General features: G+C 34.4%; 22 protein-coding genes, 1 pseudogene and 1 riboswitch. Of the genes and pseudogenes, 11 read left to right on the top strand and 12 right to left on the bottom strand.

Annotated features, from left to right (window positions below):
• Positions 1-51: 51 nt before the first annotated feature.
• The gene (locus tag I6760_RS07325) at positions 52-756 is read left to right on the top strand and encodes a M48 family metallopeptidase (RefSeq protein WP_196593835.1); all 705 of its coding nucleotides are present in this window, start codon (positions 52-54) and stop codon (positions 754-756) included.
• A gap of 7 nt (positions 757-763) precedes the next feature.
• On the opposite strand, the gene I6760_RS07320 is transcribed toward I6760_RS07325, so the two are convergent.
• The 4 genes from I6760_RS07320 to thiD form a co-directional block, all read right to left on the bottom strand.
• Positions 764-1,453 carry a GntR family transcriptional regulator gene (locus I6760_RS07320; RefSeq protein ID WP_231036145.1) on the bottom strand — a complete coding sequence of 230 codons (690 nt, stop codon included), beginning with the start codon at positions 1,451-1,453 and terminating at the stop codon, positions 764-766.
• A 196-nt stretch (positions 1,454-1,649) separates the two neighbouring features.
• Positions 1,650-2,021, bottom strand: coding sequence for a chorismate mutase (gene aroH, locus I6760_RS07315; protein WP_196593834.1), 372 nt, complete (start codon positions 2,019-2,021; stop codon positions 1,650-1,652).
• A gap of 42 nt (positions 2,022-2,063) precedes the next feature.
• Positions 2,064-3,668 (bottom strand): ABC1 kinase family protein, encoded by a 1,605-nt coding sequence (locus I6760_RS07310; RefSeq protein ID WP_231036143.1) that lies wholly within the window; start codon positions 3,666-3,668, stop codon positions 2,064-2,066.
• Positions 3,669-3,832: 164 nt separating this feature from the next.
• Positions 3,833-4,660 carry a bifunctional hydroxymethylpyrimidine kinase/phosphomethylpyrimidine kinase gene (gene thiD / locus I6760_RS07305; RefSeq protein WP_196593833.1) on the bottom strand — a complete coding sequence of 276 codons (828 nt, stop codon included), beginning with the start codon at positions 4,658-4,660 and terminating at the stop codon, positions 3,833-3,835.
• A 355-nt stretch (positions 4,661-5,015) separates the two neighbouring features.
• On the opposite strand from thiD, the gene I6760_RS07300 reads away from it, so the two are divergent.
• Positions 5,016-5,819 carry a Cof-type HAD-IIB family hydrolase gene (locus I6760_RS07300; protein ID WP_196593832.1) on the top strand — a complete coding sequence of 268 codons (804 nt, stop codon included), beginning with the start codon at positions 5,016-5,018 and terminating at the stop codon, positions 5,817-5,819.
• Between the two features lie 197 nt (positions 5,820-6,016).
• On the opposite strand, the gene I6760_RS07295 is transcribed toward I6760_RS07300, so the two are convergent.
• The 5 genes and pseudogenes from I6760_RS07295 to I6760_RS07275 all read right to left on the bottom strand — a co-directional run bounded on the left by I6760_RS07295 (position 6,017) and on the right by I6760_RS07275 (position 10,132).
• Positions 6,017-6,370 (bottom strand): PTS glucitol/sorbitol transporter subunit IIA, encoded by a 354-nt coding sequence (locus I6760_RS07295; RefSeq protein WP_196593831.1) that lies wholly within the window; start codon positions 6,368-6,370, stop codon positions 6,017-6,019.
• Positions 6,371-6,528: 158 nt separating this feature from the next.
• Complete coding sequence (gene srlE, locus I6760_RS07290) at positions 6,529-7,506, bottom strand: PTS glucitol/sorbitol transporter subunit IIB (RefSeq protein ID WP_196593830.1); 978 nt, start codon at positions 7,504-7,506, stop codon at positions 6,529-6,531.
• Between the two features lie 22 nt (positions 7,507-7,528).
• Positions 7,529-8,057: pseudogene (gene srlA / locus I6760_RS07285) on the bottom strand (PTS glucitol/sorbitol transporter subunit IIC).
• Positions 8,058-8,265: 208 nt separating this feature from the next.
• Complete coding sequence (locus I6760_RS07280) at positions 8,266-8,631, bottom strand: transcriptional regulator GutM (RefSeq protein ID WP_196593829.1); 366 nt, start codon at positions 8,629-8,631, stop codon at positions 8,266-8,268.
• A gap of 130 nt (positions 8,632-8,761) precedes the next feature.
• Entirely contained in the window at positions 8,762-10,132 is a 1,371-nt protein-coding gene (locus I6760_RS07275) for a sn-glycerol-1-phosphate dehydrogenase (protein WP_196593828.1), read from the bottom strand.
• Positions 10,133-10,564: 432 nt separating this feature from the next.
• On the opposite strand from I6760_RS07275, the gene I6760_RS07270 reads away from it, so the two are divergent.
• Complete coding sequence (locus tag I6760_RS07270) at positions 10,565-11,374, top strand: HAD-IIA family hydrolase (RefSeq protein ID WP_196593827.1); 810 nt, start codon at positions 10,565-10,567, stop codon at positions 11,372-11,374.
• A 515-nt stretch (positions 11,375-11,889) separates the two neighbouring features.
• Here I6760_RS07270 and I6760_RS07265 read toward each other — a convergent pair.
• A complete protein-coding gene (locus I6760_RS07265; protein WP_196594794.1) occupies positions 11,890-12,720 on the bottom strand; it encodes an energy-coupling factor transporter ATPase in 831 nt (276 codons plus the stop codon).
• 374 nt (positions 12,721-13,094) lie between these two features.
• Positions 13,095-13,272, top strand: a riboswitch (cobalamin riboswitch).
• Between the two features lie 53 nt (positions 13,273-13,325).
• Between I6760_RS07265 and I6760_RS07260 the strand changes: the two genes are divergently transcribed.
• From I6760_RS07260 to sufU, 6 genes are all read left to right on the top strand, one after another.
• Entirely contained in the window at positions 13,326-14,276 is a 951-nt protein-coding gene (locus tag I6760_RS07260; RefSeq protein ID WP_196593826.1) for an L-lactate dehydrogenase, read from the top strand.
• Between the two features lie 301 nt (positions 14,277-14,577).
• Positions 14,578-15,342 (top strand): Fe-S cluster assembly ATPase SufC, encoded by a 765-nt coding sequence (gene sufC / locus I6760_RS07255; RefSeq protein WP_196593825.1) that lies wholly within the window; start codon positions 14,578-14,580, stop codon positions 15,340-15,342.
• Entirely contained in the window at positions 15,335-16,753 is a 1,419-nt protein-coding gene (gene sufB / locus I6760_RS07250) for a Fe-S cluster assembly protein SufB (RefSeq protein ID WP_196593824.1), read from the top strand. The genes sufC and sufB overlap by 8 nt, the downstream gene beginning before the upstream one ends.
• Positions 16,753-17,826, top strand: coding sequence for a SufB/SufD family protein (locus I6760_RS07245; RefSeq protein ID WP_196593823.1), 1,074 nt, complete (start codon positions 16,753-16,755; stop codon positions 17,824-17,826). The genes sufB and I6760_RS07245 overlap by 1 nt, the downstream gene beginning before the upstream one ends.
• Positions 17,813-19,027: a SufS family cysteine desulfurase gene (locus tag I6760_RS07240; RefSeq protein WP_231036141.1), complete on the top strand. Its 1,215-nt coding sequence runs from the start codon at positions 17,813-17,815 to the stop codon at positions 19,025-19,027. The genes I6760_RS07245 and I6760_RS07240 overlap by 14 nt, the downstream gene beginning before the upstream one ends.
• The gene (sufU, locus tag I6760_RS07235) at positions 19,014-19,496 is read left to right on the top strand and encodes a Fe-S cluster assembly sulfur transfer protein SufU (protein WP_196593821.1); all 483 of its coding nucleotides are present in this window, start codon (positions 19,014-19,016) and stop codon (positions 19,494-19,496) included. The genes I6760_RS07240 and sufU overlap by 14 nt, the downstream gene beginning before the upstream one ends.
• A gap of 77 nt (positions 19,497-19,573) precedes the next feature.
• Here sufU and I6760_RS07230 read toward each other — a convergent pair whose 3' ends face one another.
• Together I6760_RS07230 and I6760_RS07225 are read right to left on the bottom strand one after the other, a co-directional pair.
• Positions 19,574-20,650 (bottom strand): tartrate dehydrogenase, encoded by a 1,077-nt coding sequence (locus I6760_RS07230; protein WP_196593820.1) that lies wholly within the window; start codon positions 20,648-20,650, stop codon positions 19,574-19,576.
• Between the two features lie 374 nt (positions 20,651-21,024).
• The gene (locus I6760_RS07225; protein ID WP_196593819.1) at positions 21,025-21,651 is read right to left on the bottom strand and encodes a GntR family transcriptional regulator; all 627 of its coding nucleotides are present in this window, start codon (positions 21,649-21,651) and stop codon (positions 21,025-21,027) included.
• Between the two features lie 465 nt (positions 21,652-22,116).
• Between I6760_RS07225 and I6760_RS07220 the strand changes: the two genes are divergently transcribed.
• Positions 22,117-22,620, top strand: a complete 504-nt coding sequence (locus I6760_RS07220; RefSeq protein ID WP_196593818.1) for an L-2-amino-thiazoline-4-carboxylic acid hydrolase — start codon at positions 22,117-22,119, stop codon at positions 22,618-22,620.
• Between the two features lie 26 nt (positions 22,621-22,646).
• Positions 22,647-23,912 (top strand): L-cysteine desulfidase family protein, encoded by a 1,266-nt coding sequence (locus tag I6760_RS07215; RefSeq protein WP_196593817.1) that lies wholly within the window; start codon positions 22,647-22,649, stop codon positions 23,910-23,912.
• The last annotated feature ends 182 nt before the right edge of the window (positions 23,913-24,094 follow it).

The following is a 24,094-nucleotide window of genomic DNA, read 5'->3' as shown; positions in this document are numbered from 1 at the left end:
TAAATTATATTGCTATATCAATATGTATTGTTTAGGAAGGAATTATGCCATATGCCGCATATTCAAATTGATAATAAAAATTTTGCTTATATTCATGAACAACAAAAACGTAAAACAATAACAATTTCCGTAAAAAGCTGTTGTAAAATCATAATAAAAACACCTCAAAGTGTTTCTAACAAAGAAGCTTTACAAATTCTGCATCGTTATTCTACATGGATAAGCAAAAAAAATTCAGCTTATGAGCAGTTATCAAATGACCCTCCTATTAATAACACTTACATATTGTACAGAGGAAAAAAATTACATATAAAATTAGCTTCTCGGTATGAAACCATTAGTTTTCCTATGATAAATAACAATAATATTATTATTCCTCACACTGACTCACTGTTTTTACCACTTGATTCTTTATTTATTCCCTGGTACAAGCAAGAAGCAAAAATTTATCTTACACAAAGAACTGTATTTTGGAGTAAAAAACTATCTGTTTACGTTTCGCGTATAAGTATCCGTGATCAAAAAAGCCGCTGGGGCAGCTGTTCAAGCCTGCACAATATAAACTATAACTGGCGAATTATGATGGCACCGGACAACATAATTGATTACCTAGTCATACACGAAACAGCCCATCTGCTACAAATGAATCATTCAATAAAATTCTGGTCAATAGTAAAAAGACTTGACCCGGATTTTCAAAAACATCGCCTATGGCTTAGACAACATGGTGATATTATCCTGCATGTACTACGTTAGCATTTATTTATTTAAAAAACTCTGGATATTGTTTTTGTAAGTCATCAACATCACTAATAACTTTATTTATATGCCGAACTATTATATTTTCACCCAAACTTGTATCCTTCGTAATAATCGCTTTAACTATTTCTTTATGCTGTGCAAACAATACTTCTATTTCATCTTGCCGTGAAGACAAATCTAATACACGCGCACGTGCATAATTTAAATTTGCCTCCTGGATTATTTTCCATATATATGATTTCTCACAGCCAGTAAAAATTATGTCATGCATCATATTGTCAAAAATGAAAAATTGCTCATGATTTCTTTTTTTCACACATATACTTTGTTTTTCCAAACAGTTGCAAAGCTGTTCCTGAAGTTTTTGAGGAAAATCACTACAAGCTAATTTCATCACTGCCTGCTCTAAGGTTATTCGTAAAAATTTAAATTCAGCTATTTGCTCCGTGTCTATTTTAGATACATATGTTCCCCGTTGTGGCAATATTTCCAGCAGTCCTTCCTGTGACAGGCGAATAAAAGCTTCACGAACAGGTGTCCGGCTAATGGACAAGACATCAGAAATTTCTTTCTCCGATATTGCAGCCCCTGGTACTAAAACCAAATCCAATATATTTTCGCTCAATATGCGATAAGCATATTCACGTACTGATTCTCGTGGATTTGGTTCAGATATTTTTAAGTTTATCATCAAAATCCTCCATTAGTCTGAATTTATATTATTTTATAAAATAATTATATAATTGTAATACTTTAAGTCAAGTATAATAACCTTATATATTATTTTTTTCTATTTTTATACTTATTTTCAACATAAATCCAGAACATTAACCCTCAATATTTTAAATAGCAATTATTATGTAAATCATATTTTTACCTTAAGAAAATTATACTTTTTCTTTTTTTATTATATCTGGTCTTAACTTTTTTGCCCGTCGTAGATAAACATGATTTATTTCGTTCTGACTTTTACTGCTGTTTACCAAAAGCAATACTCTTATACATTTCCTAATGCTGTTATCTACAACCATCTGTTGTGCATCAAAAAGAGGAACCATATCCCAGCCTGCCAGAGTACGGGCTGCAGCTGCCGGAAAAGCTGCGGTTATATCACTGGTAGCCGAAAAAATAGCCGCACCTATATCACCTGTACTTAAATAATTTTCACTCATCATTTCTTTTAATAACATTTGAACCGCCTCACAAACAGCTTTACTTTCATTTACTTCTACAGTTATTGCGCCACGTATACCACGCAAATAAATCTCTCCTTTCTTTAAAGTATTTATTGCAGTTTTATGCTACCGATGCCGCCATATACTTATTAATAATCTTACACATAGAATAAGGGCTGCCATATATCCTAGTACTCCTAAAAAAGGAATCTCCAGAAATTTGGGTGTCATACTAGTAGTGCATATGATCGATGACCCCAGCAAAAGCGCTGCACTTATTATTCCAATGATTAATTTATTGATCATTTTATCTATCTGTTTAAGTGGTTCTTCCGAACCAGTTAAATCAAGATTGACTTTAGTCTGACCACTCATTGTCATTTTAATTATATCAGAAATCTGTTCTGGCAGCTGCATTGAACGGTATAACAGTGAATAACTTCCCTGCTTCATCTTTTTTAGTTCCTCCCGCCAATTAAAGTTGCGGGAAAAATCATTTTGCATCTGTTCTTGTAATATATCAACAAAGTTTATCTTAGGACAGGTTAACTGCATTATACCATCAATCGTCATTATACCGCGGGCAAACATGCTAAGTCCGGGAATAATTCCCATATTATGGTGCTGTAGAATTTTAATTATATCATGTGATAATCGACCAAGATTTAATTCCCCAAATTGCAGATCATTATAACGCATCATCAAAATATCAATGTCTTCATATAATTTAATATGATTTATTCTGCCCCGAGCTATCCCTAGGGATAGGATAGCCGACTTCATCATAAAGGTATCATGATGTGCCAGGGCATAAACAGCTTTTTTTAAAGCTGCCCGCTCCTGTTGTGACAATCTTCCCATCATGCCCAAGTCCAGCCAGATTATTTTTCCATCCCTCACCCATATATTTCCTGAATGTGGATCAGCATGAAAATATCCATCCTTTATAATTTGTTTAATATAGTTTTTACCCAAATTACGTCCCAGCTGCTCAACACTATAACCTGCTCTTCTTAATTTATCAATTTTATCTATGCGGATTCCATCAATATATTCCATAACTAAAATACGGGCAGTAGTCAATTTTCTATATACTTGTGGACAATCTACATTTGGATCATCACTATTCAAATGACGGAATTCATCAATATGGTCCGCTTCCATCATAAAATCCATTTCCTGTTTTGTTATTGTCCACATTTCATCTAAAACTGCCATAAAATTAACAACATCACTTGATTTACTGAATACCTGCAAAAGTTTTACAATTCTTTTCAACAATATAATATCTTGTGCCATTACATCATATATTCCTGGCCGCTGAACCTTAATTACTACCCTTGCTCCGTTTTTCAATATAGCACTATGGACTTGTGCTATTGATGCTGACCCAAGTGCTTTTTCATCAATACTGCTAAAAACATCATGCCACTTTTGATTATATTCCTTTTCAATAACTGACTTTATCACGTCAAACGGTAGAGGATTAGCCCGTGTCTGAAGTTTGCTCAATTCATATATATATTCACTCGACAAAAAATCCGGCCGCATAGATATTACCTGCCCTAATTTTACAAAAGTAGGACCCAAAGCTTCTAATATAAGCCGCATCTTTCGCGGATTTATTCCCCGAACTATATCATATTTGCGCAGTACAGTCAGCATTTCTTTTAATCTTAACGATGATCCTATATAGCTATATTTATTGTTTTTTAACATATCATTGAGCATTCTATTACTCCTAAAACTGCTTTATCCTCAAATAGTATACTGCCGCAAGATCATCCTTAGCTCAATTGTCATCTATGCGGCCATTATCTTGTTTGCATCTGGCAGCCTATCTGAACTCATTAAGTAAAATCCGGACATAATCAATACACTTTATTGTTCAATTATCAGTCCAGTATATTTTTTGCTATCCATGTATTTGCTGCCATGTGATTTAAGGGACCACTTCCATTACCCAGGTCTAATCGGGTTTTTAATAAAAGTGCTACATATTTTTTAGCATAATTTATACTGTCGTGCAAATTCATGCCACCAGCTAAATTGCAGGCTATTGCTGATGATAAAGTACAGCCTGTACCATGTGTATTTGGATTATCAATTCTTTTGCTATGATATACATAAGTTACAAGTGCATCTCTCAATACATCATCTGCATTATCATCTGAATGTCCACCTTTTATTAGTACTCCATAATCCTTATCTTGACGCTGGGCAAATATTTTTTTCATGATCACTATGGCTGCTTTTTCCATCTCATCAATATTATGCGGCTCAAAGCCGCATAATATTGATGCTTCAGGTATATTAGGCGTAACAACAGTGGCCAACGGCAGTAAAAATTCACATAATGATTTTACAGCATTCTCATCCAAAAGCTTATTACCTGAAGTTGCCACCATAACAGGATCTATTACTATGTTACTGACATTATATTGAAGCAATTTTCGCGCTATTATTTTTACTATAGCATCATTAGAAACCATCCCTATCTTAACAGCATCAGGTTTTATATCTGAAAACACAGCATCCATCTGTGCCGCAACAAAATCAGGTTCAATATCCATAACTTTATATACTGCGTTAGTGTTTTGGGCAGTAAGTGCCGTTATTACACTCATTGCATACATCCTGTGGGCCGTTATAGTCTTAATATCAGCTTGTATTCCCGCCCCTCCACTGCAGTCTGACCCGGCAATTGTCAATATTTTCTTCATAAAATCATCCATTCAATATTAATTTGCGATTTAATTTTACTATATTGTAACTTTGTAATCAATAACATAAATGTTACATTATTATATTATAGTATTTATTATCTTATAGCAAATATTTACGCTATATATCCTGTTATTTTTTTATATCCTTAAATTTCATTATATTTACAAGATTACCTAACTAAAAAATATTACTTACCTCATGCCATTACCTTTATTTTATCAATCAAATACGTTATAATAACCCAAGTAGAATTAGTAATTTAACTATCTAGTATATATCCTTTTTATTATTCAGCATATACTTTAATTATCCCATGAATTTTATTTTACTAAATTGTAAAGGATGGATTATATGGCAATAAAAATAATTATCAGTGACCTTGATGGCACTTTATTAAACGATAATAAAACGATTAGTATAAATAACATCAAAGCTTTCCATGCTGCTTCCCGACAGGGAATATATTCCTCAATAGCAACAGGAAGAATGCATTTTGCCGCTTCTTTTTTTGGTAGGATAATTGGTACTAAAGTTCCTGTAATATCATGCAATGGTGCAATGATCCGTACAATTAATACTAATGAACCTATATTTGAAAAATATATTGACGATGCTGTTACTGAGGAACTGTTGGCATTTTTTATAGAAAACAACATTTTTTGTAGTTGGTATATTGGTAACAACCGGTTTGCACCATTTTTTTCCTGGGATATGTTTCCCGGCTACCGCACTATAAAAAATTTTAACATAACCGAAGTAGGAGCAAATTATAAACCCTACTCTAAAAATGTCACTCAGATAGTTATCCGCAGCAGCACAAAAATTCCACTGGAGTTAACACAGTCCCTTGCTGAAAAATATAAATCAGCCATAAAATTTCAGCAAAATACCGGCTATACTATAGACATTACCCCGCCTAATATAAATAAAGCTATCGGTATAAAACAGCTCGCCGCCTATTTAAATATACAGAAAGATGAAATAATGGTTCTCGGTGATGGTGATAATGACCTTGCCATGTTAAAATATGCTGGTATTTCTGTTGCTACAGGCAATGCCATAAAAGAAGCTAAATCAGCTGCTTCCTTTACAACAGATAATTGCAACAATGATGGTGTAGCAAAAGCCATTTACAAAATTTTAAAATTGAAATAACTATTTATAAACGTAAACAATGCTCCTCTAAAAACAAACTTGTTTTTAGAGGAGCATTGTTTATAGTACACTATTATTTAACAACAATAACCTTCAGCATAGAAAAAACTATTTTTTTGCATACATTCGCCGCTTGAACATTAATATTCTGTTATGATATAGAAATAACAACTTTACACCCTAGCAGAATATATTTATCATTCAATAGAAATAATATCGCCAATCTTTGGTGCCGGTAAACCATTCCCCTTAAGGTTGATATGTCCTGGCAGCTGTGGTTTCATATCATCGGTAAATTTAAAAGTACAGTGTCCCAATGTCTTTAAAGTATGTTGTGCTTCATTTCCTACTGCTGCTATTATATAAGCACTGCTACCTATTAATACTTTATCGCCAATAACTATATCAGTATTTAAAATACCTTTAGTATGCATAAAACATACCTCAGCCAAAGCTTCCATTTCGCACTGCTCAAATATAATCATATCTCCTGCTGAAAGCAAATCATTAGCCATTGACCCTACATTAGTTATTTTTACACTATATTTCAACTAAATCACTCCCAAAACATATTACTTCCGTATTGTGCCAATTAGCACCTATACCCTAGATATTACATTTTATTAAAGAAAATATTCACATAGCATTTTCTCGAAAATATAAAAATTTTACCGACACAATACAAATTATCTCTATCCTACATATACACTCAGCTAAATAATCCTATCCCAACAAAATAGGCAACAATAACACCTATAGGCCCGCCCAACTGGCGTGACATCAATATCGCTGGTACACCTATATCAACTGTTTCTGGTTTTGCTTCCATAAGGCTCAACCCCACAGGCATAAAATCACAGCCAACCTGCGAATCTATGGCAAATAGTGCCGGAAGCGCAAATTCAGGTGAAATTGCTCCCGCACCTATTTGTGTCCCTATTAAAACTCCAATTACCTGAGCAATAACAGCTCCCGGACCTAATATAGGTGACAAGAATGGTAAAGAACAAACAACCGATATAATAAATAGGCCCGGTAATGATCCAGCATATGGAGATAAATGCGCCGCAATAAAATCACCTAATCCTGATCCCATAATAAGACCAACGATCATACTGACAAAAGCCATAAATGGTAAAATCGTTTTTACCACCATGTCAATAGTATCGCGCCCTGCCTGGAAAAAAATCTGAATAACACCACCAGCGGCCTTCCCAAAACGCATTAATATATTTCCCTTTTCCTTTTTTGTCGAAATATTTTCAAGTTTAGCAGTTTGCTTCAATTCCGGCGCAGGAACGTCTGAGATCACTCCATCTGCACTGACTGTACTTATTCCCTCAGGTTTTACATCAGATACATATATTGATTCATTAATAAACGCCGCTAACGGACCTGACTTTCCCACAGGCGTCAAATTTACTGTAGGTATTCCTTTTTTAGGATAAATCCCACAGCGTAGCGTACCACCACAATCAACAATTGCTACTGCTATTTCTTCATCTGGTACCCCATGATTAAAACCATCAACTAATTCTGCTCCCAGTATTTGAGCTATTTTTTCGGCAATCGCCGGTTTTTCACCTCCCGTTATATATACGACTTTATCACGCTTCCCAGTCAATTTAACTGTAAGAGGCCCACCAAAGCCATTAGGCCCTTTTTCTATTTTAACTGCATTCGCCATGCTTTTTTCCTCCCATCAACAATTAAAGTTCTACGCCCTTTTTTTTCATCATATACAAAGTTATCTTTTCCGTTATTATTCCTCTTATAAGTATTACAATTACGCCTGCCAGAAAGTAGCGTACTGCTAATTCACTAGTTGGCAGTCCTAACTGCATAACGCCGTTAGCTATTCCCAGCCAGACAAAAAGTTCCGCCGGATTTGCATTAGGAAAAAGCCCTGTTATAGGATGACAAAAAGTTATACAGGAATCCATGAAAGCCGGTTTATATTTTTCTGGAAGAAAACGCCCCATGGTATAAGCCATTGGATTTCCCAAAAAAAAGCATGGAAATTATATTAAATACTGTATAGCGTAATATTATGTTCCTACTGGTAAGCTGTGCTAATTTATTAATACGTTTCTGCCCCATGATATGAATAAACGCATTAATAGCCGTAATCAATGCTATCAATGTAGGCAACATGCCTGTTACCATACCAACAAAGCTTTTTCCTCCTTCTTGAAATAAGCCAATAAAACCTGCTGCCAAAAATCCCAAATGCTGCATAATTCCCATTTTTTTTCCTCCTCAATTATAAAAAATTCCACTTTACTGCTCTAGATTTATACTCCTTTCATATTTGTCATATATAAAATTTATTAAATAAATAAACGCAAAATTACGTCAATTACAAATAATATATCTACCATTTGTATTAATATTTTCTAAAATAAACATAAGTATTATAAATTTTCTAACTATTTATCCGAAAACATTACACAAGATCTTTTTTTACCACAATACTATCTATTGCTTGCAATAAAGCTTTGTTCTGCTTTTTTTCTTTTAACGCTGTTTGCTTTAAAAAATTTATATTTTTTCCCTTCCATACTCCCATACTCTTAAATCGTGCCAATAAAGTACGTCCCTTCATCTGTTTTGCTTCAAGGATCATGCCGTTATCGTCACTAACTAATACCACTACATTTCCAGCAGAAAACTTGCTTTTTCTTTCACCTATACCTACATGTCCTTTTGTCATAAAATCCTTAACAATACTTTTAAAGTGCTTCATCTGCAGATACATAAAAAAACATTGTACTACATATAAAACAAATGCCAGAAATAATATTTTTTCCATAATAACCATCCTTTTGGGACTGCCGTACCTAAACGTTTTTCCAATCCACATTCAACAGCAAACTACTGCATTTTTATGCAGCCAATAGTTTATGTCACAGTCCCTTATAAAATTATTGTTTTGTTTTATATTATTTTTTGATAAAATCATCAATAATTTCTGTATATTTTTCTGTCAATCCCAAATCAGAAAGCATATTTAAAATAGTATAGCGCTGACGCACTTCCTTAGCCATAAGCATACTATTATGAACGGTTGTTTCATCAACGCCAACATCTTGCGGACGAAGCGGTGCCCCAGCACATTTCATTATATTTTCAATAAAAGAAGCTGTCTTGGCTGTCTTGGCTAATTTTGTAATCTCAGTAAAATTTGTCCTTATTGTTTCTATTCGTTCCAGTCGCTTTTCAATACAATTTCTGTTATCTGTGGCTGCTGCTTTTAATATACCCGCTGCCGCTTTACCATAAAATTGCTTTATATTATCTTCCCATTTGGATGCATCAAAATTCCTTGCCTTCCTTATTGCTGCTGTAAAATCAACTTTTTCTTGTGCAAAAGTTTCATAGATCTTTCCTGCCAATATACTTGTAATCCCTACCTTAGTTCCATGAAGAAGCGCTTCTTTTCCCTGAAATAAAAACATCATTTCCCAATAATGCGATAAATGGTGTTCGCAGCCAGATGCCGGCCGAGAATTATTTACATAGCTCATAGCAATTCCTGTACGTATCAGCCCATCCATTATATTGGCAATAGCTGCATCTGAACGCTTTTTTACCCCGTTAATATTATCAACACATTTTTGAATTGCCTCAGCAGAAATTGTTGCTGTTGTCGCACAATAATATTCGTTGTTTATAATTTCACTTAATTTCCAATCAGTAAGTGCCGAATACTTTCCTATCATATCGCCTAATCCAGCAAGTATCATTCGTTCTGGTGCTTGTTTCAATATATCTACATCACCTAAAACAACTTTTGGCAGCTCACACGACACACTTGTTTTCAAATTATCAATGGTCAGCGCTGATGTATCCGATACAAACCCATCCATCGATGGTGCAGTTGCAATAATAACAGCCTTTAATCCTGTACGCCTGCTTATATATTTAGTGAGATCGTTTAATACGCCAGATCCCACTGCTATCAGCAAATCTGTATTATCTCCCACTGCTAAAATCAATTTTCCCATGGCTTCCTCATCAGGAACCAAAGAACACTTCGTTTGATAGATAACTTCCTTATGTGCAATATTTTCACTATCAAGCAACGATTCAAGCATTTCTCCCGCAACTTTATATGTATTAGAATCAGCTATAATTAATGGATATTTACTGCCATATTTGTTTATTACATCAATTATTTTATTTATTGCACCATTTTCTATAACTATTGCATTCATATCCATATAATGTTCTCGACCACACTCACAGGAAAACTTTTTTCCAATAAATTCATTAATCTTCATTTTTTTTACTACCTTTGGTGTTAACTTCATAACATTATCCTTTCTTTACTCAGTACTTAATCTTCAACTCATAGTATAATTGATAAAATCAGAATATTTTTAACAATTATACTGTTCTTATCGTTTATTTATGTTTATATTTTATTACCTCTGAATAAATTTCATTATAGCAAATTTTTTCTAAAAATCAAGTATTTTGCTAAAAAATAATTATTTATTGTTATATTTAATTATTTTTTATGTTATTGTATTTTATTTAATATTCATAATTAGTAAAAATTATTTTTTATTTATTTTTTTATAATATATATCTTTTTTATTATTCCTTTATTGATGAGTTTTTTTCTAAATTATTGTAAATAAATTTAAAATAATACTTGTTTTTTTAATAATTCTTTGACATTTAACCTGTTTATTGATTATACTATTAATTAATACAAAAACAAAAAGAGGTGTAAATAAATGATTTCAAAAGTAAACAAAGATAAAAGTAACATAATAAAAACTATAGATTTTTTTTCTCTTGACATGGACGGCACTATTTACCTCGACGAAACATGGATAAATGGTGCAAAAGAATTTTTACACAAAGTAGAATCGTCAGGCCGGAAATTTATTTTTCTGACCAATAATTCTTCCAAAAGTTCACAAAATTATGTCGATAAACTTCATAAAATGGGACTTGATATTGATGTAAACCAAATAATAACTTCAGGGCAAGCAACTATTTATTATTTAAAACAAACTTACCCTAATAAAAAAATTTTTCTTTTAGGTAATGCTTTACTGAAAAAAGAATTTCTTGAAGAAGGCCTAATTTTAGATGAAGAAAAACCTGATATAGTTGTTACAGCCTTTGATACAAGCTTAGATTATAATAAAATGTGTAAAGTTTGTGATTTTGTACGTGCTGGGCTGCCGTATATCTCTACCCATCCAGATTATAATTGCCCTACCAAAACCGGATTTATTCCCGATTCTGGTGCAATTGCCGCATTTATCAAAGCTTCAGCTTTTCGCTATCCCGATCGTATTATAGGTAAACCTAATCCTGATATTATAAAATATATGCTAGCCCGGCTAAACACTACTGGCGATAAAGTAATGATGGTCGGTGACCGGCTTTATACCGACGTAGCTGCCGGTGTCAATAATGGTCTTTACAGTATGCTTGTGTTAAGCGGCGAAACAAAATTAGAAGATGTGGAAACCTCTTCAATAAAACCTCATCTTATTTTTGATTCTGTAAAAGAAATTATTCCGTTTCTATAATATGGTTACTAAAATTATTATTATGAACTCCTTTATGTTTCCATAAAGCACAGACTATATCTTGTCCTTTGGCATTATCCGTTAAGGTCTGCCCACTTCCAGCCGCTAGGCTGTACTTCCCTCAAGAAAAATAGTCGTTGGGGATTCTCCTGTTCAGAGCTTTCCTGCTGATTGTCCATTTTCTAGTGTTTAGGGTTTAACCTTGCACCATACAGCATATTTTTTTACTTTCGCAGCCGTCACGTTTGAGCTTGTTTCATCTTAGCGTTGTGGCTATGAGTTTCCAGCATTTAAGGCAGTATTGTACTGGTCTTGTACCAATCTCTATATGCATATTTCTATACATACTGACTAATTCGGTCGCCTAACTCAGACTAATGTCACGAGTGTGCGGTTCCCATTTAATCAAATTGCAATCAATAAAATAAAAAATGCCTTCCCATTAAGTTAGATTTTAATTTCAATTTACGGGAGGGCATTTTTAATGCAATAATAAATATTTCTTTTTAACTATTTCATTTTTTTAAAGCTTCTATTAAATCTCTATCTTGATAAATATTTTCTGATAATGGTAGTTTTTTTCTTCGCAGATTACCTGCTATTTGAGATGCTAATGGCAAATCCAGTCCCATTTTTTTTATTTTTTCAGGATTATTAAATATTTCCCCAGGTGTTCCATTGGCAGCAATTCTTCCTTCATGCATAATTATTATCCGGCCCGCACTGACAGCTTCATCCATAAAATGCGTTATTAAAATTATGGTTATACCATATTCCCTATGTATTTTATGTACTGTTTCTATAACAGCCTGTCGCCCTAAAGGATCAAGCATCGCTGTCGGTTCATCCAATACCAGATAGTCTGTCCGCATAGCCAGTACACCAGCTATAGCTATTAATTGTTTCTGCCCGCCTGATAAAAGATGCGGCGCAAATTTTCGTTTTTGTTCCATTGCCACGACCTTTAAACTTTCAGTGACTCGTTTTCTTATTTCCTCAGGCATTATCCCCAAATTCTCCGGTCCAAAAGCAACATCATCCTCAACAATCGCGGCAATTATCTGATTATCTGGATTTTGAAAAACCATTCCTACCTTTTGCCTTACCTGCCAAATAGTTTTCTCATCTTTTGTATTTATCCCATCAACAATACAGCTTCCCTCATCTGGAAGTAGCAACCCATTAAACTGGCGAGCAAGAGTTGATTTTCCTGAGCCATTCATACCAATAATTGCGATAAACTCACCTTTACTTATAGTCAAATTTATCTTATCCAAAGCTTTTTTCTTCTGGTTATCTGCCCCAGTATAACTATATATTAAGTTTTTTACTTCTATTCCTTGCATTATTTTTTCTCCATGCCGTATAGATTTTACTATATAAAACAATTATAAAATGCTTCCTTAACAGATATTTTTATTCTACACCATTTTTTACTTTTTAAGCAATATTTAAATTATTTTGTCATAAACTATGCTTACTATTTTTTACATAATTACATATGATTATGAATTATCTCACTACACAAAAACATTTATATATTTATTACATTGTTATTAGAATAATAAATAATTTTTATTATTCTAATAACAATGTAATGCCTAGTCTGCTATCTTGACAATTTAATCACTATGTGCAACAATGATAAATGAAATTTTTATATTTGACCAGCAATTAAATATAATATATTTTAAAAGGGTTAAACTATAAGTTTAGTTTATCTACCGTTAAAGGAACAGGTGTTATCCACTTAATAGAGAATCCGTTAAAAACCGGAGCTGTCCCGCAGCTGTGATGCAGAGTAAATTACATTTGTCCATTGAGATAGTGTGAGTCTTGAGAAGGCGTAATTTATAATGAAGCAGAGCCAGAAGAACTGCCTGTTCAGCAATCACCATGTCGTAAATATTTATGCGACGCACCTACGAGTGATAGGGAGGAGAATTTTTTTATGGTAAACAAAGGAAAAATCGTAATCATTGGAGCCAGTAATGTAGGTTCCGCAATATTGAACAAAGTCACCGACTTTCAATTAGCCTCAGAAATTGCTTTAATCGACATCAATACAGATAAAGCAAAAGGTGAAGCACTTGACGCTAGTCATGCAACATCATGTATCTACAGCACAAATATTAATGTGCATTCAGGTACATATGCCGACTGCAAAGATGCGGGTATTATAATTATTACAGCAGGTCCCAGTATAAAACCTGGCGAAAAGCCTGATCGTTTAATTTTAGCAAAGACCAACACTAAAATTATGGGCAGTATTATGTCTGAAATAACAAAATATACAAAAGAAGCTATGATAATTGCTATAACTAATCCGCTTGATGTAGCTACTTATTATATTTCAACTCATTTTGATTATCCGCGTGAAAGAATTGTCGGTACTGGGACAATGCTGGAAACGTTCCGTTTCCGCCGTGCTTTAGCTAATCATTATCGTGTTGATCCCAAAAATATTCATGGTTATATCTTAGGCGAACATGGAAATACTGCATTTACTGCCTGGAGTACTGTAAATATAGCAGGGATGCCACTTGAACACTTAGATGAGTGTTTCAATTTCTCACAAAAAATCAGCCGCAAGGCTATTGAAGATGAAATTGTACAAGTAGCATATGATATAATCAATCTTAAAGGATGGACGAATACAGGGATTTCGATGGTAGCCTGCCGTTTTATAAAAGCCATTTTATATGATGAACATACTATCTTACCTATGTCTGCCGTATTTGAAGGCGAATACGGTTTGCATGATGTTGCTCTTAGTATACCTCGTATGCTTTGTGGCGAAGGCGTTGTAAAATCCTTTGAAGTTAAATTAACCAAAGAAGAAACTAAAATGCTTATGGATTCTGCCGACAGCGTAAAAAAAGCTATTGCCGGTTGTAAATAAACATTTCATCTTTATTTAATATAACGTAAAAATGAAAATATACATAGATAATGCCTGTCTAATATTGGACAGGCATTATCTATGTATATTTTCATTATAACTACATTAATAATAAGCAAAACTAAAAAATAACTATTGTTTATATATTATCATAGTAGTATAATATGATTAATGAGATAGGGCTGATAGCGCAAATTAAATTGATTATCTAGCAATATTTTGTAATAATAAATTATTAAGCAATAATTTCTATTTTATATAATTGAATAATACATTATTGATATTAGGGAGTGTCTTTCTTATGAACAATAAACTACTAGAAGTAAAAAACTACTCTGTCACATCTAATGACAATGTTCCTATATTGCACGCACTTAACATTACGATAAACAAGGGTGAAACACATGTATTGATGGGGCCCAATGGTGCTGGTAAATCAACATTTGGTTCATCCCTTTTGTCTAATCCGGCTTACAAGGTCGATAACGGCAGAATTTTTTTTGAAGACGAAGATATAACGGAGCTTCCTACTGACAAAAGAGCCAAAAAAGGTATTTTTTTATCTTTTCAGTCACCAGTAGAAATTCCAGGAATTTCCTTATATAGTTTTTTACGCGCTGCTGTTAAAAATACACCCCAGCCAATTAAAGGCAAAGAATTTCGGCAAAAATTATATACTACATTAGGTATTTTAGATTTGAAAAAAGATTATTTAGATCGTGATCTTAACGTTGGTTTTTCCGGCGGTGAACGAAAAAAAGTCGAAATGCTTCAACTTTTGATGCTTTCCCCTAAGCTTGCTATTTTAGATGAAACCGACTCTGGTCTCGATGTTGACGCCGTAAACATCATGCTCAAGGGAATCAAAGAATTTCAACAGAATAAAGACAAAGGATTATTGATAATCTCACACAATATGCATATTTTAAACAAATTAAAAATAGATAAGGTCCATATTCTATTCAAAGGGCACATAATTGCCGAGGGCGGCAGTGAACTTATTGAAGAAATAAACGAAAATGGATTTGTTCGTTTTGAAGCACAGGCAGGTGATAAAAATGTCTGACATCTTAGCAAAAGCACCGGTAATAGCGGATATAAACCGCAATATGTACGATTTTGCCAAAGAAGAAAAAGATGTAGAAAAACTAACCAGCGGTCTTACTGAAGATATAGTCAAACAAATAAGTGCCAAAAAAAAAGAACCTGAATGGATGCTGATCCATCGTTTAAAATCCCTGAAAATCTACCATGAATTAAAAATTCCTAATTGGGGTCCTGACATTGATGATCTTAACATTAACAATATTGTAACTTATGTCCGCCCTAATGCAAAAATGGCCACTAAATGGGATGAAGTTCCCGCCGATATAAAAGACACATTTGAACGGCTAGGTATTCCTGAAGCAGAACGTACTTCCCTTGCCGGAGTTGGCGCTCAATATGATTCTGAACTTGTTTACCATAACATTCAAAAGTCTGTTGCTGAGAAGGGTGTAATATACAGTGGTATTGAAGAAGCCTTAAAGGGACCTTACGCTGAAATGATAAAAAAACATTTTATGCATCTTGTTCCAGCTTCTGACCATAAATTTGCCGCTTTGCACGGAGCTGTATGGTCAGGCGGCTCTTTTGTCTATGTTCCGCCTTATACTACTGTAGATATTCCCCTCCAATCTTATTTCCGCCTTAATTCACCGGGTGCCGGTCAATTTGAGCATACCTTGATAATCGTTGACAAAGGTGCCCGCCTGCATTTCATTGAAGGTTGTTCTGCCCCCAAATACAACGTTGCCAATTTACATGCCGGCTGTGTAGAATTATTTGTCGGTGAAGGTGCACATTTACGTTATTCAACCATCGAAAATTGGTCTAAAAATATGTACAATCTCAATACCAAACGTGCCAAAGTAGAAAAAGGTGGCGTCATGGAATGGGTTTCAGGTTCCTTTGGTTCCCATGTATCTTATTTATATCCTATGACAATATTAAATGGTGAACGGGCAAAATGCGAATTTACTGGTATAACATTTGCTGGTAACGGACAAAATCTTGATACTGGAACTAAAGTACTGCATAATGCACCACATACATCTTCCGTAATAAATACAAAGTCGCTATCAAAAGATGGCGGCATCAGTACTTTTCGAAGTGCCGTTGCCCTTACGGAAAAGGCCCACAAAAGCAAAGCCAGTGTTTCCTGCCAATCACTCATGCTCGACGACAAGTCCCGTTCAGATACTGTTCCCTTGATGGATGTCCGCTGCGATGATGTAAACGTAGGACATGAAGCTTCTATCGGTCGCATCGATGATGAGGCTGTTTTTTACCTGATGAGCCGCGGTTTAAGTGAAAGCGAAGCTAAAACTCTTATTGTTAATGGCTTTGCCAATCCTATTTCCAAGGAACTTCCGCTTGAGTATGCTGTAGAAATGAATAATCTTATACGTTTGGAAATGGAAGGGAGCATCGGATAATGGGTACTATCTTACACGCAAATAATTTACCTGTTCTTACATGGAATAGATTTAACGTCAACTATAAACAAATACAACTTTCTGATAAACCTGATACAAAAACAGAACCTGTTATAAGTGGAGTTAATAAAAATATGAGGCTCCTTAATAGTCCCACGTTTAACAGCTGCATTTTACGCGATAATGACAAAAAAACCACTGATTACATTACAGCCAATGCGTCTTTTATAAAATCAATAATTGTAAACAAAAATGTTCAGATAAAAGAACCGCTAATTATTGATTTAACAATGCAGCAAAACGACAAACTTACTTGTTTATTTGACATTATCCTTGAAGAAAATAGTTCTGCTGAAATAATACTCTCTATGTCATCTGAAATTAACGCTGTCGGGCAATACGCCGATCTTATTAGAATAAAAGCTGCAACTGGTTCTTCCCTTAAACTTACATGTCTGCAGCTGCTAGGACAGGATTTTCTTGCTTTCAACAATATCACGGCAGAACTTGATAAAGATTCTCTTGTAAAAATCAATCAAATCCCGCTAGGAGCTGGAGCAGCTTTAGCTTCCGTAAATGCTGACCTACGAGGATATAACTCAGCTATAAAGATCTACTCAAATTATATTGGCCATAAAAAACAGGAAATAGATCTCAATTATGTGGCCCGCCATTATGGTAAAAAAAGTTTATCAGAAATAAAAATGACTGGTCTGTTGTTAGGCTGCAGTAAAAAAACTGCCCGCGGTACAATCGATTTTCACCGTGGCTGCAAGGGAGCGGCCGGTAGTGAAAGCGAAAATGTCCTTATTTTAAGCAAAACTGCCAAAAATAAAAGCGTTCCTTTAATTTTATGTGATGAAGATGATGTTGCCGGTAATCATGGCGCTGCCATTGGAACCCTTGATGATGAGCCAATGTTTTATCTAAAATCACGCGGCATCAATGAAGAAGAAGCCCGCCGTATTTTTCTCAGTTCTGCCGTTTCTCGTTTAAAAAATATTGTACCGGAAAAATTGGCAGCAAAACTTGATAACTATAATAAGGATGTGCTTTTTAATGAATCAATATAAAAACTATTTTCCTATAATGCGCCATAACAAAAATTTAGCTTATCTGGATAATGCCGCTACTACCCAAAAGCCTGATATGGTCATAGATGCCATTGCTGATTACTATAAACAGAAAAATGCCAATCCACTACGCGGACTATATGAACTTTCGCAAAAAGCTACTGATGCCTATGAAAATGCCCGCAAGAAAATCGCGGCTTTTATCAATGCCCCCAAAGAACAGGAAATTATTTATACGCGGAACGCCTCCGAATCTCTTAATATTATTGCTTATTGTTTATCTGATCTGTTACTTAAGCCTGATGATGAAATCCTCATCTCAATCATGGAACACCACAGTAACATGATCCCATGGCAGCAGGCTGCTAAACGGCATAACGCAAAATTGATATATCTTTATCCTGATAAAAATGGCTGCATTACTACTGATGAACTAAAAAGCAAATTATCCGCTAAAACCAAAATTTTATCCTTGACTCACGTTTCCAATGTACTTGGAACAATGCAAAACATAAAAGAACTAATAGCTATCGCTCACAGCAACAATACTGTTGTTTCCGTTGATGGTGCGCAGGCAATACCTCATGCTAAAATTGATGTAGATAAACTTGATTGTGATTTTTACTCTTTTTCCGGCCACAAAATGTATGCGCCAATGGGTATCGGTATTTTATATGGCAAACAAACTTACTTAGAAAAAATGCCACCATTTTTAACCGGCGGTGAAATGATCGACTATGTAGATGAACAAACAGCTACATTCGCCGAGCTACCTTATAAATTTGAGGCAGGTACCCAAAACGTAGGTGGTGCTGTAGGATTAGCTGCTGCCATAGATTTTATGCAGTCTATTAGTTATGATACAATTATAAAGCGTGAAACAGCTTTAAGTGAATCAGCCGGAAACCAGCTAAGCAGACTTCCATACGTTACTATCTATGGTGACAAAGACTACACTAAACATCATGGCGTCATCGCTTTTAATATTGAAGGTGTACACCCCCACGATGTTGCCTCACTAATGGACGCCGGAGATGTTGCTATCCGTGGTGGCCATCATTGTGCCCAGCCACTTATGCGCTACTTAAAATGCAATTTCTGCTGCCGAGCCAGCATGGCTTTTTATAATGATGAAGAAGATATTAACAAACTCGTTGAACGGGTAAAATATATAAGGAGTTATTTTCATGGCGCTCAATAACATTTATAATGATATTCTTATGGACCATAATATGCATCCCGACCACAAGCATAAGCTGACTGCTGCCAGTGATTACAAAGTTGCCATTAATCCCCAATGCAGCGAAGATGAAGTTTTAATAAAAAAGGGGATAAATCCCAGCTGCGGTGATGAAATAGTATTAGAAATAAATGTAGAAAACAATATAATAAAAGATGCTGCCTTTAACGGACAGGGATGTGCTGTATCTCAGGCTTCTACGGACATTATGGCTGAACTTGTAATTGGTAAAAGTGTAGAAGAAGCATTAGCACTCACTGATCTGTTTATCAAAATGGTCCGTGGTGAAGAAACTGATGAAAAAAAACTGGAACAGCTTGATGAAGCTGTTGCCTTAAAAGATGTTGCCCACATGCCCGCCCGTGTAAAATGTGCCGTCCTCGCCTGGCATACCCTAAGTGAAATGCTTAAAGAAAGACAAAACAAATAAATTAATCACCCACGCAATACTTAGAAGCCCCGCACAAAATTATGTGCGGGGCTTCTAAGTATTGTCAATTTCCTATATTAAATGGTATATATTTTCCTTAGCTGTTTTCCTATCTCTTCACCTACTTCCTTAGTTGTTGCTGTTCCAGCAAAATCTATTGATAATACTTTCTTGTCTGTCAAAACTTTTTCAATAGCCATTATCATTTTATTACTCCACTTTTTCTCGCCAAAGAATTCCATCATTTGTGCTGCCGACCAGATAGCAGCCATCGGGTTAGCTATACTTTTACCGGCAATATCCGGTGCTGAACCATGAATAGGCTCAAACATTGACGGATATTCTTTTTCTGGGTTAATGTTAGCACCAGCAGCCAGCCCCATTCCTCCAGCAATTGCTGCTCCCAAATCAGTCAAAATATCCCCAAATAAATTTGATGTCACTACTACTTCAAAACGGGCTGGATCTTTCACAAAAAACATTGCTGCCGCATCTACTAAATAACTATACTGTTTGACATCAGTATATTCTTTTCCCACTTCGGCAAATATCTTATCCCAAAACACCATTGAATAATTTAGTGCATTACCTTTACTTACACTAGTAATACTTTTATGCTCTCTGCGCGCCAGTTCATAAGCATAACGTATTATCCTTTCCGTTCCCTTACGAGAAAACACACTTGTCTGTAAAACAACTTCTTCTGGTTTATCTTTATAAAGCCAATCACCTGCTCCTGCATATTCACCTTCGGAATTTTCCCGCACAACAATCATATCTATATCAGCCTGGCTTTTTCCAATCAAAGGACATGGAGCTCCCCGTAATAATTTTACTGGTCGTAAATTCACATACTGGTCAAAACCCTGTCTGATTTTTATCAACAAATCCCGTAATGATATATAATCAGGTACCTCCGGAGCTCCTACAGCCCCTAAATATACAGCATCATAATTTCGCAGTTTTTCCAATCCATCATCATCCATAATCTTACCTGTTTTTTTATAATACTCACACCCCCAGGGAAAATAAGTAAAAGAAAACTGTATATCTTTATCTAATTCTTCAATTATTTTTAATACTTTTATTCCCTCAGCTGTTACCTCTGTTCCTATTCCATCACCAGCTATGACCGCTATGTTATATTCTTTCATATAAATTCCTTCTTTATATTAGTATTACATTATTCAAATTAAACTTTGTATTATGAAAAATCAATATATTATCTTCACCCATTAACCTCCTTATAATTTATTACGAAATAACATACAGTTGTTTTTTATAAACGCCACCATAAATATATATTCTAACCCCTGGGAGTCTACTTCACAGATATCTGCGCTAAAAGCACGCCATAAATTATCTCCACAGGCTAACCCCGTAATTTCTACGGTTCTTATATATGTTATTACGCTATTGCGTACAATATTCTTAATCCTTCATATTTATGGTTGCATTTATATATCAGTCATGATGTGCCTTGCATGCAGGGCATTTCCACACTTTTATAGCAAGGTCTTTAACTTCTTTATTCTGATGGAGCTGTCGTATTTAAAAGAAAATCGCCTATATCTGCCTTTAAAATATTTATAGCAATATTTATTTCCTTCTTTTCAATATAATCCAGCACAGCAAGATGTAAGCTATTAGATGCATAGTGTTTTGTTTGAACAAAAAACATTGTTTGTATTGATAATGCATCATTCAACAAGGAATAAGAATAATTATTATTATAGTTAGAAAATAGCTTTAAATGAAATTCACAATTATATTGCCAGCGCGTCATAAAATCAGTTGCCGGAGACTTATCATATAAATAACAAATTTGCTTCAGTTCTCCTATTGATTTATCTGCTATGCACGAATAATACATTTCTAGAAAAGCTGGTTCTAAAGCAGTACGGAATTTAACTATATCACGCATTTGCTTAGGACTTGGCTCGACTATCTTATAACCCTGCCGTGGTATACTCGATAAAATAGCTGTAGCTGTTAATTGGGTTAGTGCTTCTCTAATAGGTGCCCTACTAACATTATATTTTTCCATTAAGAATTTTTCTGTTAAAATAGTATTTATTTTATATTTACCACTGATAATATCAGAAAAAAGATCATTATAAATTTGTGCTTTTAGCGTACTTAAATTTTTATTCATGATTACCTCGTTAGGAATTTAAATGCTTCATATTAATACACTATTCTACAAATCAACACATACAAATATTTACGAGTACAATATATTTTGCAATAAATTGGGCATGATTAGATCATATTAATATAAAACACTATTATAATATATTATATCTGATATATACAATAATGCAATCATTTCATAAGTACAAAACATATAGCATAATTAGATTAATCCGCAAGTCACGTTTTTTAATCATATCAGTATATGGTTAGAATCTTATCATTAAATTTATTATAATTTCCTAATTTTATTATGCTTAAAGGCATATCTATTTTAAATTTTAATTTTAATTATAATGATATAAAATTTTTATTGCATTATTTTTTATGCCGTGATATGATTACGTTAAAGGTAAAAGACATATGTTCTATTATTATTACTTATTTTTATTAATATTTTGTAATCATATTAAGGAGAGGGATATACATGATTAATAACAAAACTTCCATCAAGGGTGATCCAATGGCTGATTTACAAAGAAGCGCTATAGCTCACAGAGCTATTTGGACTGGTCTAACCTATGTAAAGGCCAAGGAAACTGGTAAAGCCAATGAAGTCGAAAAAATTATTCGCGAAGCAATTGCCCAAACTGGCAAAATGCAAGGTAATGAAATTAAAAAACAATGTACTAATCCTGATAGTGTAAAATGTTTTGCTGACACTTTTTTAACTGGAAGTACATTAAAAACTTTTGAAGTAGAATTCAAAGTAAAAAATAATGACAAAATGGAAATGGAATTTCATCATTGCCCATTACTAAAAGGCTGGCAAGATGCAGGTATCGATGATGAAACATGCGTAAAGCTTTGTGATATGGCTATGGATGGTGACAGAAATATTGCTAAATCTATGGGGTATGATTTTAAGTTAACTGATACTATTGCTAATGGATATCCAACATGCAAAATTGCTTTTTCCAAGAAAAAATAATTTTATGATTCGGAGGAAATAAATCTATGGAAAAACTGCAATATGATAACTATGTAAAAATACTTAAAGAAGATCTTCTCCCTGCCATGGGATGCACAGAACCAATTGCCATAGCATATGCTGCTGCTAAAGCTAGAGAAATCCTTGGACATATTCCAGAAAAAATGATATTGCGGTGCAGTGGTAATATTATAAAAAACGTAAAAGGAGTAGTTGTTCCAAATTCTGGCGGTCAAAAAGGTGTTGCTGCAGCTGCTGTCCTTGGTGCTGTAGCCGGTAAAGCTAATTTAGAACTACAAGTTATCAGTGAAGTCATTCCTGAACAATTAAGGATCGCCAACCAATTACTAAGGCAAAAAATATGTAAATGTGTACTAGAGGAAAATGAAGAAAATCTTTTTATCCGTGCTGAAGTAAGATATGGGAATGATACCGCAGCTGTTGAAATAAGAAGCAAACATAATCACATTGCTAAAATAGAAAAAAATGGTATCGTGTTATTTGAACAATCTGGACTCCTTACCACATCAAATAGTAACAAATCAAGCTTAAGTATAAAAAATATCCTTGAATTTGCCAACAATGTAAAACTATCTGATATCGAGGACATTATACACCGACAGATCGAATATAACAGTGCTATTTCCCAGGAAGGTCTTACTCACGAATGGGGGGCACAAGTAGGCCGTACATTAATGGCTTATAACAGCAATGACATTCGTATAAGGGCCAAAGCTGCCGCCGCTGCTGGCTCAGACGCGCGTATGAATGGCTGTGCCCTTCCTGTAGTAATAAATTCCGGCAGTGGTAATCAAGGCATAACATGCACAATGCCGGTACTTGTATATGCTACGGAGATGGGCAGTAATGAAGAATGCCTATATCGAGCATTAGTTCTCGCTAATCTGTTATCTATACATCAAAAAAGATTTATTGGTAACTTATCTGCATATTGTGGTGCTGTTTCGGCTGGAGCCTCAGCTGCCTGCGGTATTGCTTATTTAAACGGTGCCGGTGAAGATATGATCGGCAAAACTCTTATCAATGCACTTGGTAATGTAGCTGGTATAGTCTGCGACGGAGCCAAGGATTCGTGTGCTGCTAAAATCGCTAGTGCCATAGATGCTGGAATAATGGGCTATGAGCTTGCCAAACGCGGACTTTCCTTCCCGTTCGGTGAAGGTCTTATGGAAACAGATTATGAAAAAACCATACAAAACATTAGTCGGGTAGGAAAAAATGGTATGAAATCAACTGATATTGAAATTCTTAATATTATGATAGGTAACTGAACATAAAACTTTCCTTCCTAGTTAATAATCCAGGTTAAAATCTTATATGAAAATTTTATCTGACATAACTTCAATGATGAAGCTGCTAAAATAAAGTGTATATTTTTTTAGTTTTATAATAATGCTTATTTTGGCAGCTATTTTCTATATAAATTTAAAAGAAATTTCATAATTTTCAATCT

It is taken from the genome of Pectinatus sottacetonis (genome assembly GCF_015732155.1).
Lineage (GTDB): Bacteria > Bacillota > Negativicutes > Selenomonadales > Selenomonadaceae > Pectinatus > Pectinatus sottacetonis.
The sequence above is the reverse complement of the archived record's forward strand: the minus strand, read 5'-3'. Positions and strand labels throughout refer to the sequence as shown.

Coding starts and splice junctions, on each gene's coding strand:
- I6760_RS07325 (WP_196593835.1), top strand. CDS start 52: ATGCCGCATATTCAAATTGATAATAAAAATTTTGCTTATATTCATGAA.
- I6760_RS07320 (WP_231036145.1), bottom strand. CDS start 1,453: ATGATAAACTTAAAAATATCTGAACCAAATCCACGAGAATCAGTACGT.
- I6760_RS07310 (WP_231036143.1), bottom strand. CDS start 3,668: ATGCTCAATGATATGTTAAAAAACAATAAATATAGCTATATAGGATCA.
- thiD (WP_196593833.1), bottom strand. CDS start 4,660: ATGAAGAAAATATTGACAATTGCCGGGTCAGACTGCAGTGGAGGGGCG.
- I6760_RS07300 (WP_196593832.1), top strand. CDS start 5,016: ATGGCAATAAAAATAATTATCAGTGACCTTGATGGCACTTTATTAAAC.
- srlE (WP_196593830.1), bottom strand. CDS start 7,506: ATGGCGAATGCAGTTAAAATAGAAAAAGGGCCTAATGGCTTTGGTGGG.
- I6760_RS07280 (WP_196593829.1), bottom strand. CDS start 8,631: ATGGAAAAAATATTATTTCTGGCATTTGTTTTATATGTAGTACAATGT.
- I6760_RS07275 (WP_196593828.1), bottom strand. CDS start 10,132: ATGAAGTTAACACCAAAGGTAGTAAAAAAAATGAAGATTAATGAATTT.
- I6760_RS07270 (WP_196593827.1), top strand. CDS start 10,565: ATGATTTCAAAAGTAAACAAAGATAAAAGTAACATAATAAAAACTATA.
- I6760_RS07265 (WP_196594794.1), bottom strand. CDS start 12,720: ATGCAAGGAATAGAAGTAAAAAACTTAATATATAGTTATACTGGGGCA.
- I6760_RS07260 (WP_196593826.1), top strand. CDS start 13,326: ATGGTAAACAAAGGAAAAATCGTAATCATTGGAGCCAGTAATGTAGGT.
- sufC (WP_196593825.1), top strand. CDS start 14,578: ATGAACAATAAACTACTAGAAGTAAAAAACTACTCTGTCACATCTAAT.
- sufB (WP_196593824.1), top strand. CDS start 15,335: ATGTCTGACATCTTAGCAAAAGCACCGGTAATAGCGGATATAAACCGC.
- I6760_RS07245 (WP_196593823.1), top strand. CDS start 16,753: ATGGGTACTATCTTACACGCAAATAATTTACCTGTTCTTACATGGAAT.
- I6760_RS07240 (WP_231036141.1), top strand. CDS start 17,813: ATGAATCAATATAAAAACTATTTTCCTATAATGCGCCATAACAAAAAT.
- sufU (WP_196593821.1), top strand. CDS start 19,014: ATGGCGCTCAATAACATTTATAATGATATTCTTATGGACCATAATATG.
- I6760_RS07230 (WP_196593820.1), bottom strand. CDS start 20,650: ATGAAAGAATATAACATAGCGGTCATAGCTGGTGATGGAATAGGAACA.
- I6760_RS07225 (WP_196593819.1), bottom strand. CDS start 21,651: ATGAATAAAAATTTAAGTACGCTAAAAGCACAAATTTATAATGATCTT.
- I6760_RS07220 (WP_196593818.1), top strand. CDS start 22,117: ATGATTAATAACAAAACTTCCATCAAGGGTGATCCAATGGCTGATTTA.
- I6760_RS07215 (WP_196593817.1), top strand. CDS start 22,647: ATGGAAAAACTGCAATATGATAACTATGTAAAAATACTTAAAGAAGAT.